10 protein-coding genes and 1 pseudogene are annotated in these 13067 nt (G+C 43.5%); 8 read left to right on the forward strand and 3 right to left on the reverse strand.

Annotated elements, in window-relative coordinates; genetic code table 11:
- Positions 1–55: 55 nt before the first annotated feature.
- The 3 genes and pseudogenes from BM736_RS04055 (at position 56) to BM736_RS04065 (ending at position 2286) form a co-directional block, all read left to right on the forward strand.
- A complete protein-coding gene (locus BM736_RS04055; protein WP_076408918.1) occupies positions 56–1000 on the forward strand; it encodes a bile acid:sodium symporter family protein in 945 nt (314 codons plus the stop codon).
- A gap of 40 nt (positions 1001–1040) precedes the next feature.
- Positions 1041–1955 (forward strand): cation diffusion facilitator family transporter, encoded by a 915-nt coding sequence (locus BM736_RS04060; protein ID WP_076408920.1) that lies wholly within the window; start codon positions 1041–1043, stop codon positions 1953–1955.
- 72 nt (positions 1956–2027) lie between these two features.
- A pseudogene (locus tag BM736_RS04065) lies at positions 2028–2286 on the forward strand (nuclear transport factor 2 family protein).
- 117 nt (positions 2287–2403) lie between these two features.
- On the opposite strand, the gene BM736_RS04070 reads toward BM736_RS04065, so the two are convergent.
- Together BM736_RS04070 and BM736_RS04075 are read right to left on the reverse strand one after the other, a co-directional pair.
- Positions 2404–3867 (reverse strand): nucleobase:cation symporter-2 family protein, encoded by a 1464-nt coding sequence (locus BM736_RS04070; protein WP_076408923.1) that lies wholly within the window; start codon positions 3865–3867, stop codon positions 2404–2406.
- 578 nt (positions 3868–4445) lie between these two features.
- Positions 4446–4931, reverse strand: a complete 486-nt coding sequence (locus tag BM736_RS04075; protein ID WP_076408926.1) for a MarR family winged helix-turn-helix transcriptional regulator — start codon at positions 4929–4931, stop codon at positions 4446–4448.
- A gap of 881 nt (positions 4932–5812) precedes the next feature.
- Here BM736_RS04075 and BM736_RS04085 point away from each other — a divergent pair.
- The 3 genes from BM736_RS04085 to BM736_RS04095 all read left to right on the forward strand — a co-directional run bounded on the left by BM736_RS04085 (position 5813) and on the right by BM736_RS04095 (position 9386).
- Entirely contained in the window at positions 5813–7633 is a 1821-nt protein-coding gene (locus BM736_RS04085; RefSeq protein WP_256717702.1) for a choline/carnitine O-acyltransferase, read from the forward strand.
- Positions 7634–7998: 365 nt separating this feature from the next.
- Entirely contained in the window at positions 7999–8598 is a 600-nt protein-coding gene (locus BM736_RS04090) for a hypothetical protein (RefSeq protein ID WP_076408931.1), read from the forward strand.
- Between the two features lie 128 nt (positions 8599–8726).
- Positions 8727–9386: a DUF4386 family protein gene (locus BM736_RS04095; protein WP_076408934.1), complete on the forward strand. Its 660-nt coding sequence runs from the start codon at positions 8727–8729 to the stop codon at positions 9384–9386.
- Between the two features lie 194 nt (positions 9387–9580).
- Here BM736_RS04095 and BM736_RS04100 read toward each other — a convergent pair whose 3' ends face one another.
- Positions 9581–10870, reverse strand: a complete 1290-nt coding sequence (locus BM736_RS04100; protein WP_076408937.1) for an alpha/beta fold hydrolase — start codon at positions 10868–10870, stop codon at positions 9581–9583.
- A 287-nt stretch (positions 10871–11157) separates the two neighbouring features.
- Between BM736_RS04100 and BM736_RS04105 the strand changes: the two genes are divergently transcribed.
- Together BM736_RS04105 and BM736_RS04110 are read left to right on the forward strand one after the other, a co-directional pair.
- Positions 11158–11802 carry an MBL fold metallo-hydrolase gene (locus BM736_RS04105; RefSeq protein ID WP_076408939.1) on the forward strand — a complete coding sequence of 215 codons (645 nt, stop codon included), beginning with the start codon at positions 11158–11160 and terminating at the stop codon, positions 11800–11802.
- A 214-nt stretch (positions 11803–12016) separates the two neighbouring features.
- The gene (locus BM736_RS04110) at positions 12017–13060 is read left to right on the forward strand and encodes an XdhC family protein (RefSeq protein WP_076408942.1); all 1044 of its coding nucleotides are present in this window, start codon (positions 12017–12019) and stop codon (positions 13058–13060) included.
- Positions 13061–13067 lie beyond the last annotated feature (7 nt).

Here is a 13067-nt window from a genome sequence, read left to right on the forward strand (position 1 = left end):
AGCTGCATAATTAAGCTGAGTAAGTCCAGTAAGTAAGCCATGTTATCGAGGCCCCATGTTAGAGAATATCAATCGTTTGTTTCCTGTTTTTGCACTTATTGGTGCGCTTACCGCTTACTTTATGCCCCAGTGGTTTGTTGAGCTTAAGTTTTTGATTGTCCCTCTTCTCATCATTATCATGCTGTCGATGGGACTGACGCTCAACGTCAGTGACTTCTCAAGTGCTTTACAGCAAAAGCGCGCTGTGCTGGTTGGGCTGCTTCTGCAATTTTCTATTATGCCAGTCAGTGCACTACTGATTAGTTTAGCCTTAGGCCTTGAACGTGACATGGTGATAGGCATGGTGCTAGTGGGCAGTGTTGCTGGAGGGACTGCGTCAAACGTTGTTTGCTATCTAGCAAAAGGTGATGTGGCGCTGTCAATTACCATGACGGCATTGTCGACCTTAGTCGGCGTATTATTCACACCTCTGCTTATCGAGTTACTTTTAGGTCAGATGATTGATATTCCGCTATCGGCAATGCTAATAAGCCTAGTGAAAATTGTATTACTGCCAGTTACCGTTGGTGTGCTGATTAATCACTTTTTCAAACCCCAAGTCAGTAAAATAACGCCTGCTTTGCCCTTAGTGTCAATTATGGCCATAGTGCTGGCTATCACCATTATCGTGGCATTGAATGCGGGCCAGTTTGACAAGGTTGGTCCCATTATCTTTGTGGCTGTGTTCCTTCATAACAGTTTGGGCTTGATACTTGGTTACAGCTGTTGCCGACTACTGGGTTTTAGCCATACCGTTTGTAAAACCATCTCCATTGAGGTTGGCTTGCAAAACTCAGGCTTAGCGACTGCCTTGTCGATTCAGTTTTTCAGCCCATCCTCTGCGCTACCTGCGGCAATATTTTCAATTTGGCATAACTTGTCAGGTTCACTGGTAGCGGGATATTGGTCTAAAGAGCGGCAAGTGATAAAGCAAGATGTTGTAGAAAACAGCAGTAGGTAGAACATTCAATAGCATTCAATTTGGTTTAAGGAGCGAGTCCATGGCTGATAAGCAAGAACACAAGCATGACCACAGCGCCCCAGGGCATAGCCACGGCAGTGGTAATCAAAAAGCAGTAGGCATAGCTGCTGTGCTGACCGGCACCTTTATGATTGCCGAAGTCGTTGGCGGGATAGTGTCAGGATCACTTGCCCTGATCGCAGATGCTGGGCATATGTTGACAGATTTTGTTGCGCTGAGCTTAGCTTGGTTTGCTTTTCATCTCGCTAAGCGACCAGCTTCTTGGCAAGCTACGTATGGCTTCGACCGTTTCTCGGTACTCGCCGCTTTGGTGAATGGTTTGTCACTATTTTTGATCGCCGCATGGATCTGTTTTGAAGCCTATAAGCGAATTAGCGAGCCTGTAGAAGTGCTTGGTGGCACCATGTTGCTGGTTGCCGTGGGTGGCTTGATTGTCAATATTCTCGCGTTTTGGATCTTGGCCCGCGGTGAAAAGGATAACCTTAATATCAAGGCGGCACTATTACATGTCGCCGGAGATCTATTAGGATCGGTTGGCGCTATCATCGCCTCTATAGTGATTATCTACACTGGCTGGACGCCTATTGATCCGATTTTGTCGGTGTTTGTTGCGATCATCATTTTACGTTCAGCATGGCACGTGGTGAAAGAGAGTGGGCATATCTTACTTGAGGGGGCGCCTCGTGGCTTTGATAGGCGTCAGCTCATTGAAGCCTTAGAAACAGAGATCATTGAAGTGGTAAAAGTGAAACATGTCCATGCGTGGTCTATCACTCAAGAGCGCCCCATGGCCACACTCGAAGTGGATGTTAGCGAAGGTGCTGACATAAGTCAGGTTAAACTCGCCGTTAAAACCTTACTCAAAGAGCGTTTTGCCATTGCGCATTCAACCGTTGAGATAAACCTGTATCGCCAGCACAGTGAAAGCCAGTAGAGAGCAAAATAGCACCCTAAAACGCCTCAGCTTCTATAGTTAGATAATACTCAAACGATAGGATAGAAGCTCATGAGTTTAGCAGACGTAGTACAGGCGGGTTGGGAAGCAGTTGGTGCTGGAGATTTTGATACCTTGGTGGCTGATTACACTGAAGATATGGTGTTCGTTATGCCGGGGCAAGGGGATATATTATCTGGTCTCTATTCTTGAGTGGAAATCGGCTAAAGTTGCCGCCTCACAGTTGACGGTCTTATTTAAGTTCGAGGGCAGCAAAATTGTTGAGGAGCGCTGGTTTATCGACACCGAGCAATGGAGGAGTGCATTCTGATTTAGCTTGGATGATGCTGTAAGCGTAGGAAGTCGAAAGTGATATCCAAAGCGCCTCTTATTCAAACTGGCTACCTTACTCAAGGTAGCCGCTCACTTAAAATTAAAACACGGCTATTTATGTACTGCCTTTTTGCTCTGCAGCTGAGCGAGTTTTGTCTTGTGTAGGCACTTCGAATTTTTCTCTTACTTTTCTAACTGACTCAGCTTTGCGTATTGATTGAGGAACAGGGCGGGGCAATAGTAGGTTTACCATTAATGCCGTTAAGCCTCCTGCAATGGCTGGGGTACCAAGCATTTTTTGTAGCATAGGTGGTAGTTGGGCTATCGCATCCGGTACGAATGCTGCACCTAGCGCAACCCCAATAGAGACGGCAATAATCATACTTTCGCGGCGATCGAGTGTCACTTGGGTGATAATGCCAATACCCGCAGCGGCCACTGTGCCAAACAAGATCAAGGTGGCTCCGCCTAAAATAGGTTTAGGCAGTGAGGTGAAAATAATGGAGATCACCGGGAATAGGCCGAAAATAATCAGCAGCGCCGCGACAAACAGACCGACTTTACGACTGGCGACTCCTGTCATCTGGATCACGCCATTGTTCTGGCTAAATGCAGTCAGCGGAAATGCATTGAAAACCGAGGCGATAGCAGAGATCACACCATCTGCGAGTACCCCACCAGAGATCCTTTGATTGTACTCCTTGCCCGTTATGGGTCTATCACAGAGCATACAGGTCGCGGTTAATGCACCGACAGCCTCAATAATCACCACCAGGTAGACAAAACCGATGAGAAAAAAAGCCTGCCAGTCTATTTGAAATAGCCCAAATTTAAATGGCACAGGTAGATTATACAAAGGCACATTATTAAACGCGTTAAAATCGGTTTTGCCCATATATAGGGCGACTAAATAACCAATGGTCATGCCTAAAATGATGGCACTCATTCTGACATACTGGCTGCGACTACGAAAAAAAAGCAAAATACTGGCAAGTACAATAAAGCCTAACAACAAGTTTTCCATAGAGCCGAATGAGCCATCAAGCTTACTGGCATAGCCGCCGGCAAAATCTGTCATGCCCACTTCGACTAAAGATATGCCTATGAGCATCACAGTGATGCCAGAGACCGTCGGTGATATGACTTTGCGAAGCATGGGCAGTAAGCGGCTGGCAAAAATGGTGACGAACGAGCCTGCAAATAGTACCCCAAATATGGTGCTTAGCATCTGATCTTGGCTCATGCCTGCCGCTAAAAAAGAGGTGCCAATTGAGATGATGGTCGCAGGGTAGGCAAAGCTGGTGGCTTGTACTGTCAGTAAACCTGATCCAATAAACCCGCCGAGGCGTTTAACCTGTACAAAGGTGCCAATGCCAGACATAAACAGTGACATGCTCACCAAGTAGGTGATGTTTTCAGGGCTTAAATTAAGTGCGCTACCTATTAATATCGGTGGCGTTGCGACACCAACAATCATGGCGAGTAGGTGCTGCATCGCGGCAAAAAGTGAAGCAAGAAAGGGCGGCTTACTATCAAGAGCGTGAGTTAATTCGATACTGGTAGATTGGGTATTTTCCATAATGGACCTTAAATATCTGGCTGACTCTAGGCAGAGTCACATATAAAAATTAAGGTAGGAAAAGCAAGTTATGAGGTGCTAGTTGAGTATTAGCACAGGTAAAACTTAATGATCCTCCTCTATGTGACAGTTGCGATAGTGGCCCAATCTATTCATCCACCCGCCGGTAACTGGTTGGCTTCCCTTTAGAAACCGTTAATATATGACTACATTGTGTGCAGTTATTGAATCAATTGCATTGATAAAGATCAATAACTTGCTTGCTTCCTGTTTGCAAAGTAATCAAGAATTTATCCCATTTGACGGTATATCGGCATTGCTTCATGCCCCTTTATTATCTGCATCGGATGCAAAGCTTTGATGAATACTATTAATGGAATGCGCTTATTGGAATGCGTGAGTGAATGCTGTGCTTGGTTGTGTTTCACGGTTAAAAGCTGAAGGGGGGGCCAAAGAGCGTGTCGTTATCAGGTGTCATTATTAGTAAAACTGAGTAGCGGGTTAATACTGTGGCGGTCAGTTAATCATTGAAGCGGGTGTATGACCCGCGACATAGGTCGATGGTTAGATTGCAATACTTATTGCGAGGTCTCATCGGCTTGCAGTTGTCCTACCAACAAAACAGGTGCAGCGTCGAGCTCGTCTGCATCCATCATAGAAGCAATACGTTCAACAGCTGAAAGTAACTGTGTTTGCTCCCACTCTTCAAGGTTTTGATAGCGCTTGATAAAGTGCTCTTGAAGTGGTTTTGGCGAGTCAGTTAATAACTCTCGGCCCGCATCACTCAATGATAAATGCACTTTACGTTTATCTGTTTCACTGCGCGTTCTGATAACTAAACTACGGCTTTCAAGCCTATCAATTATCGTCGTGACGGTCGCTGGGCTTAAGGTAATTTCTTGAGCAACTTGTTTTGCAAGTGGCGCTTCTAGCTGACCAATTTTACGCATGACCATTAATTGCGGTCCGGTTAAGCCTGATTCTTTATTTAACTGTCGAGAATGTAAGCTGATCGCTCTGATCACACGGCGCAATGAAATTAATAGTTGTTCGTACTTTTCCATAATTCCCTCTTTATTTTTGCGTACCTTAACAGAAAATTTCCTAAGTCTCATGCGCAAAATCAAAAAATGCAGGCCGATACTAAATATTTTTTGTTCGTCACAAAATACCTATACTAACCAATGTGTTATCCGTGTGCTATCTATGCGTTATCTATGAGTCAGTCTACTTGTTTTAACCCCCTCAGTGCATTGCTTTAGGCTGAGTTCACAACCGTTTATTTCAATGGTGTGCTCGCATCATTAAGGCGCTTACGCCGAAAAATTCGTTCAGTTAAATATGTAATAAATCAAATTCAACGGTGACCAAGGGGAGCTAAGTAATCTAAATAAATAATTAGTGTTCTAATTATCAAGTGTAGGGCTAATTGTGATCTGTATTGAGTAATAATCAAGTCGGCTGGAGTAGCTTAGTAATAGCGAGTAGCCTAACCCTTTAGTTTATTGCCTTGCATGCGCTAGCTTTGTTGTCTTACCAAAGATACTAGTGGCTTACTGTATGAATTATTTCAACTGTGATTATTTGAGTTCTAACTACTTTGAGTTTGGCTGTTTTAGCTTTAACTCTTTTAGCTTTAACTCTTTTAGCTTTAACTCTTTTAGTTTTAACTCTTTTAGTTTTAGCTCTTTTAGGCCGGGTTGTTTTAGTTTTGGCCGTTTTGACTGCTGCTATTTTTGAGCGCAGAGGCGGACTAATACTGAGTAAGCCCCTTTTTTGAAAATGCTGCGAGAAGAATATGCGCACCCATCTAGCCTAATGGCGAAGCAATAGCGACTAAAACAACCTTTCTAGCCAACAGTGGCACACATAAATCTAGACTGCGTCAGGTTTACCTGAATGCGTTCGCCGATAAGGTGTCTACTAATACCAAGGAGTTGTAACCTTGATTGGAAACACGTTTAGCCATCAAGAAAAACTACAGCAGATGCCTGTGCCAGAGTTAAATCAAACTTGCCATAAACTCATAGAGTGGGCTGAACCGTTATTAACGCAAGATGAATTAAATAAGACCCTTGAGGTGATTGAACGGTTTTTACAGGAAGGTGGTGAGGGAGAAAAGCTGCAAAATAACTTGGTTGAATGGTCTCAGACCCCTTCAGTTTCAAACTGGTTCGCGCCAGTCTGGCGTGATTTTTATTTAGACTGCCAAAGATCATTGGTCATCAACAGTAACGTATTTTATTACTTAAAAAGTAAGCTTGATGTACACACCCACTCACAAGCCCGAATTGCCGCAGCACTTATCAGTAGCGTTTATGACTTTATCGCTTTAATTGATGAAAAAAAGCTGACTGTGGATGTGCAAAAGGCGAGGCCGCTTTGCATGAATCAATATCGTCATCTGTTTTCCTCAACAAGAATACCGAGGCAAGGGACAGATGAGTTTAAAGTTTCATCGAATAGACAGCATATTCTTGTGATGTTCAATCAGCGTATCTATAAACTCAACATCATAGATAACAGTGGCAGTGTCAGCTCTCTTTCTGCCATTGAGTTTGAGCTTAATCGTATTCTTTCTCTCTCAAGTAAAGGGCAAAATTTTGGTGTACTTAGTGCCATGCCTCGCGAACAGTGGGCAGTAAGCCACGCCGAATTACTGGAGATTTCGACGCATAATCAGCAAGCGATGCGCACTGTAGAGGAAGCCTCTTTTGTATTGTGCCTCGATGAACAAAGCCCTGAATCTCTCACTCAAGTCTCAAAACAGCTACTCCATGGCGTAGGGCAGGACCGATTTTTTGATAAATCACTGCAATTTATCGTGTTTAAAAATGGCAAGACAGGGATCAACTTTGAGCATACTGGGGTAGATGGTTCTGTGATGCTGCGATTGATTGGGCATATCTATGACACGATTGATAGGGGTCATCTTGATAAAAGTGTTGTTGAAAGCGCTGATGCAATTGAAGCTGAGTTGATTAAAACAGATCAGTTAGCTAGCCCAAGCGCCGAAGAGATTGAGTTTAACTTCAATGACAGATTAGAACAGGCCATTGGAACCGCAGAAGATTTTTTCATTCAGCACACGGAAGATACCCAGACAAAGGTGTTGAATTTTACGGCCTTCGGTAAAGAGAAGATTAAGCAGTTTGGCGTCAGCCCAGATGCCTATGTTCAGATAGCGCTGCAGCTGGCAGAATATAAGCTATATGGGAAATGCTATAGCGCCTATGAAGCGGTAATGACGCGCACATTTCTCGATGGGCGTCTGGATGCGTTACATACGATTTCGCTTGAATCGATGGCGTTTATTCGCAATATGCTCGATGCTGATTGCTGTGTTCAGGTTAAAGTCGACTCACTGATTAAAGCAGCGACAAAGCATATTGAAAGGGCAAATGAGTGTAGGTTAGGTCATGGGATATACGCCCACTTTATGGCGTTACAATACCGCTATAAAAAGGCTGGCAGTCACATTGGACTAGAAACGCTACCAGAACTATTTACAGATAAAGGGTATCAGACGTTAAATCACAGCGTAGTGTGCACCAGCACCACATCTGATTATGGTGTAGAGCTTGCCGGTTACGGACCCATTGTGGATGACGGATATGGCATTCGATACTTTAAGGGACGTGACTCCATCATCTTTAATATGACAAGCCGGAGCGCAATGCAGGGTAAGCTAGAGCAGATGCATCATTACATTGAGCAGTCACTGCTTGAAATGGCAGAGTTGATGCAAAGACGAACAACACTTTAACCTGAAGCATACCAAGGTTTTAGCTGATATTGATAATATGCAGGCCTTCGAATGAAGAGGAGAGTCGTTGATATAACGGCTTTCCAGTAGCGCTTTTGAGCCGGAATCCAGCAGTGGCTGGGGTGTATGGTGGAAGGTCATACCTTCAGCCTAACCAATTGCCTGGCCAGCGAGGCATATGTATTCTGCAAGATGCCGAAGTACAATCCCATAGGGCTCTGCCAAGTCGCCTGCTTTTTGTTGCAAGTCATTGAACATGTGATGATTCTGAGTTACGTTCATTACATAAAAATAACTTGGCTGTATGTTCTTATTCGAAATTCAGTCTCATATACTGTTATGTTTTTCTAGAGTTTGGGAATTAAATGGAAATTAATACTAACCCTCCAAAAGGTATGAAAACTGTTCTGTGTGACAACAAGCCTATTGGTTACGTCAAAGATGTTGCCGATCCCAAAGAGGCTGCTAAGTTAGCTAATGACCTTATGAAGTCAAAAGGACTTTGGCGGGAAATACCTAAATCTCAATCAATCTATAACCAAGCTCAATCATTTGCTAATACTTCTGCTTACCTTTATGAAAAAGATTTAAAGTCATTGCCAAGAAACCCTCAAAGTATTACACCATTTGTTGTAAATGCGGCGTTTAGCGCTGAAATGTACCTAAAATGCTTACAAGAAATTCATGGTCAATCTACAGAGTCACATGTATTAACTGCTTTGTATAAATCATTACCAAATAAAGTTAAAGACAAAATAAATAAGACATCAAAAAAATTTGAAAGCCAATATCAAATTGCTCAAGGTATCCTATTTAAAGAGCACTTAAAAAACATAAATAATGCCTTCGTAAATTGGCGTTATATATATGAAAAAAAGAACGAACATGTAAGCATTCAACAGACTATTTTTGTTTTGCAAGTTTTGCATGAATTCTCGGCAATAGAGCGTGGCTTGAAAACATAACCAACTGTTAAATTAGGACAAATTACAGTTGGTTGTTGCACCTGTATCGCTTATTTTAGCCAATAGTCATTTGCCCATTAACGAAGGCGTTAGCTTTCAGTATATTCAAATAAAAAGGAGTTTATATCTTGAATAAATTACAAAAAATAGGGGGTGTTGCCGCTATTTTTGAAGCCATTATTTACGTATCTGCGTTTGTATTCTTTGGTGCGTTCTGGCACTTCCCTACCGATGCTGATTCTGTACAAAAGTTTGCTTTTCTAGCTGAAAATCAGGCCATCCTGTCCATCGTAAACCTCATTATGTACGTAGTTTTTGGGATTTTTCTGGCGGTACTAGTGCTGGTGATTAATGAACGTTTAAAAAGCCATACTCCAATCCTTTCACAAATCGCCTCTCTATTTGGTGTTGTTTGGGTGGGCTTAGTCATTGCTAGTGGAATGATTGCCAATATAGGGTTATCTGCTGTTTTGGAGCTAGCAACTAAAGATCCTGAACAGGCTATGACAGTCTGGCGGGCTATTTACTCAGTAGTTGAAGGTTTAGGTGGTGGAAACGAAGTTGTTGGAGGGCTATGGGTGCTATTGTTAAGTTTTGCCGCTTTAAAAGGTAATGAGCTTTCTAAAAGGCTTAACTACTTCGGACTTTTCGTTGGCATTGTTGGCATTCTCACCGTTTATCCTGCTGAAGTGCTTACAGAAATTTTTGGTGTAAGCCAAATAGTATGGTTTTCTTGGTTGGGAGCAACCATGGTAGCGAGTAGTAAAAGCAAGATTAGTGGGGTCTAGATAATTGGGGCAATGTGTTGAGATGTTGGGAGCACTTGTGAACGGGCTTCGTAAACCCATTTACAGCACCTACTGCTAGCAACAGATAACCTTGAAGCTATGTCTGTCAGGCTAGTGTCAGATACAACACTAGCCAAATCAATCCTACATAAAAGCGTCTTGAAACCTGCTAGCAGCAAGTTGTTGAGGAACGGCTACCTTAATATCACCCCCCGATTAAGCCCTATCAGCTTATCAAGAATATGCTCACCATCCATACGGATACCGTTATGTTCATACTCAGAAGTTAACCAGTATTTAAGTGACCCTACTTGCTTAGTGGTTTCCAAGCTGTAGTTCATCTCAACAAACATATCTTCGCTGTAGATGGCTGCAGCCACGGGCACTTGATTATTTGCTAGTGTGTCTAAGTCATATAGTGGTGACCAGTCAGATTTTTCGGCTAACAGGTTGGCAGCATGCTTGAGTGGCTTGAGGTTAGTGAACTGCTCGAAAAACCATGGGTAGACCATCTCTCCAGTAAACAGAAATGGTTTACCTGACTCATAGTTAAACTCACTGTATTGGCCACGAACGCGCTGGGCTGACCAGTTTGAACCGGCATTTTGACAATAGATACTTTCATGCAGTAGGGCAAAAATAGGGTTAGTGTTAAAGTCGAGTAGCTGACAGAACTGGGCCAAGAAAAGCGGGTTTACTTGGATGCCGGACTCGGTTTCGATTAACGCCTGCTCCAGTAAGTAATAGACAGATTCAGGGCCCTGTTCCATGCCGATGTTAATGCCTAGCAGCTGTAACATCTCAACGGTTAAGCGCTCGCCTGTGGCGATACGGACGACATTATTACTGATATGCTCTGCAAGCTGATTGATCAAGTCTTGTGCGTCACTAAAGCGGCTAAAGAAGTCTTGGTTTTTGGCTAAAACACGCTTGTAAGTGGCTTGGTAGACCTCATCACTGTGACGGGTCAGTGAAGGTATCCCGCCAGTGATATAAGCTTCGCTAAGCCCTTGTGGTGCATCGCTTAGGTATTTTAGTACGCAGAACCCACCGAAGCTTTGGCCTAATATGCTCCATGGTTCATTAGGGCTCAGCTTGGCGCGTATTGCTTCGGCATCTTTAATGATATTGTCAGCGCGAAAATGAGTCAGATATTCAGCCTGTTGCTCTGAGTTAAGATGTTCTAAACTCAGGTAGCTAACTGGGGTTGAAAGGCCTGTACCACGCTGATCTAAGAGTAAAACTCGAAACTCTTTTAGTGCTCGCTTTATCCAGCCGCCGTTCGCCGCAGGGCGCACTGCGCCAAACCCAGGTCCACCTTGAAAGAATACTAGGTAGGGAAGTGGTTTCCCTTGGTTTTTAGGTGAAACAAGTTCACGGGCGAACACGGTTATCTGTTGACCATTTGGCTGAGAATAATCGAGTGGAAGTGTAAAGCTGTGTTTAATGGCTTTTAGTCCTGCGAAGGTTAAGTCAGATTTCATGGCGGCCTTGTAGTATGCAGTGAAGTCTTGATGCGCTTTTGACTATATAGTTAATAGCGTTAAGCATTATTATCGGTAAATTGTATACAAAACTTCAGTGGATACAAAGCTAAAAGCTCAGAGGAATGTTCAAGTTTGATTTTGCATAAATTGATCTTGATCAATTTATAGCTTTGAACGATGGAGAAAATGATGCAGTTAACCCATCCTTAACTTACTATCAGTATAAATAGCAATCTAACTCTGTGAGTTAGTGTCGATATAAAGGTCACTTTAGGCGAAACTTAATGAAATACCAGATTATTCCTGTCACCCCATTTCAGCAAAATTGCAGCCTTATCTGGTGCAGTGAAACCAACAAGGCCGCCGTAGTCGACCCAGGTGGGGACATGGAGCGTATTCTTGAAGCGGTTGAAAAAGTGGGAGTAACACTTGAGAAAGTGTTGTTAACTCATGGGCATATCGATCATGTTGGCAGTGCAAAACAACTAGCAGATGCCTTAGACATTCCTATCGTCGGGCCTCATAAAGCCGATAGCTTTTGGCTTGAGAGTTTACCTGAGCAGAGCCAACATTTTGGTTTTACTCAGTGTGAGCCTTTTGTGCCGACTCAATATCTTGAGCAGGGCGATCTCGTTACTATCGGTAAACTTGAGCTTAGCGTGCTTCATTGTCCAGGACATACACCAGGCCATATCGTGTTTCACTCTGCTGCGTCTAAAACTGCTTGGGTGGGAGATGTACTTTTTCATGGCTCGATTGGTCGTACTGATTTTCCTCAATCGAATCACCAAGATTTGATTGATTCAATCACTAAAACCCTTTGGCCATTGGGCCGAGAGGTGGAGTTTGTACCAGGACACGGCCCTATCTCTACCTTTGGGACGGAGCGAGATCAAAACCCATTTGTTGCCGATCAGCTCTTTTATTAATACCTTAACATTGATTTTTTGAGTCGATAGGACTCAGCAAAAGCCCTTTGCACTAGTAAAATAGTCGTGAGGGCTTTTTTGTTTTCAGTGGTGCCTCTATAACTGGCTCTCATCAACAGCTAGACATATTTTGCAATGCATTGCTGCTTTTTAATCCAATTTATCTCTGTTAGCTTAGATTTTCTGTAACCATACTAATAAGAGACAAAAGGATATGTCCAACCATATAGCGGATATACTCGCCCAGTGGCAAATTAACCCAACTGATGATTGGGTGCTCGCGGTGATCACTCAAGTACAAGGCTCTTCATACCGCAAAGCGGGGGCCATGATGTTATTTCATCCTCTAGGACGTTCAATTGGCATACTCAGCGGCGGCTGTTTAGAGGCTGATCTGCGTCGGCATGCACAGATGGCACTACAGAGTAAGCAGGCGATATTAGTGCAATATGATGCCAGTGATGAGTCTGACGCCAGTTATCAGCTTGGTTGTGGCGGTATAGTCGAGCTGATGTTGGTTCCCCTGAGTCGTGATAATCATTATCTTAATTTTCATCAGCTGACAGAGCAGTTGTATCACGGTGAGCCCTTCTTTTATCAACTGTCCCTGCCAAGGCGAAACACTTCACTTGCTAATATCAGCGCTAAAATAGTGCCAGTCAATGAAGCCTGCTTTCCGCCGGAAGACTTTAAGCGAGCAGGTATTTTACAAACTGAGCGCACTGAATTAATCGTGCCTATGCGCTCTCGATACCGTATTGCTATTTTGGGTGGAGGATTAGATGCACAACCTATGGTGGCTATGGCTATTAACTTAGGTTGGCAGGTCGATTTGGTGGATGAGCGTACAGCTTATGCAAGAAACCATGACTTTCCGGGTGCGCGTATATTTAAGCAATCGATTGAGACATTAGCCGAGAATTTTACAGAGCACTTAGATGGCATTGTCATCATGCACCATAACTTAGCCTTAGATGCTAAAGCGCTTAAATACGCAAAAGCCATTGCAGATAGAGACCAAAATAGCGCTCATTCATCGCTAAAATACATCGCTATGCTTGGTCCTACGCATCGGCGTGAGCGAGTACTGCAAAAAGCTGAGCTAACCAGTAAACAAATTAACTGCTTTTTCTCCGCGCCAGCGGGGCTTGCCTTAGGCGGTGAACTGCCTGAGTCGGTGGCGTTAAGTATTTTGTCTCAGTGCCATGGGGTATTTCATCAAGCAAGAATCATCGCCCTCGACAAAGTCATGCTGTGAGCTTTCT

This window comes from Shewanella sp. UCD-KL12 (genome assembly GCF_001957125.1).
Taxonomy (GTDB): domain Bacteria; phylum Pseudomonadota; class Gammaproteobacteria; order Enterobacterales; family Shewanellaceae; genus Shewanella.

Bases quoted from the DNA above. Each gene is read 5' to 3' on its own strand.
- BM736_RS04055 (WP_076408918.1), top strand. From the start codon at position 56: ATGTTAGAGAATATCAATCGTTTGTTTCCTGTTTTTGCACTTATTGGT.
- BM736_RS04060 (WP_076408920.1), top strand. From the start codon at position 1,041: ATGGCTGATAAGCAAGAACACAAGCATGACCACAGCGCCCCAGGGCAT.
- BM736_RS04070 (WP_076408923.1), bottom strand. From the start codon at position 3,867: ATGGAAAATACCCAATCTACCAGTATCGAATTAACTCACGCTCTTGAT.
- BM736_RS04075 (WP_076408926.1), bottom strand. From the start codon at position 4,931: ATGGAAAAGTACGAACAACTATTAATTTCATTGCGCCGTGTGATCAGA.
- BM736_RS04090 (WP_076408931.1), top strand. From the start codon at position 7,999: ATGGAAATTAATACTAACCCTCCAAAAGGTATGAAAACTGTTCTGTGT.
- BM736_RS04100 (WP_076408937.1), bottom strand. From the start codon at position 10,870: ATGAAATCTGACTTAACCTTCGCAGGACTAAAAGCCATTAAACACAGC.
- BM736_RS04105 (WP_076408939.1), top strand. From the start codon at position 11,158: ATGAAATACCAGATTATTCCTGTCACCCCATTTCAGCAAAATTGCAGC.
- BM736_RS04110 (WP_076408942.1), top strand. From the start codon at position 12,017: ATGTCCAACCATATAGCGGATATACTCGCCCAGTGGCAAATTAACCCA.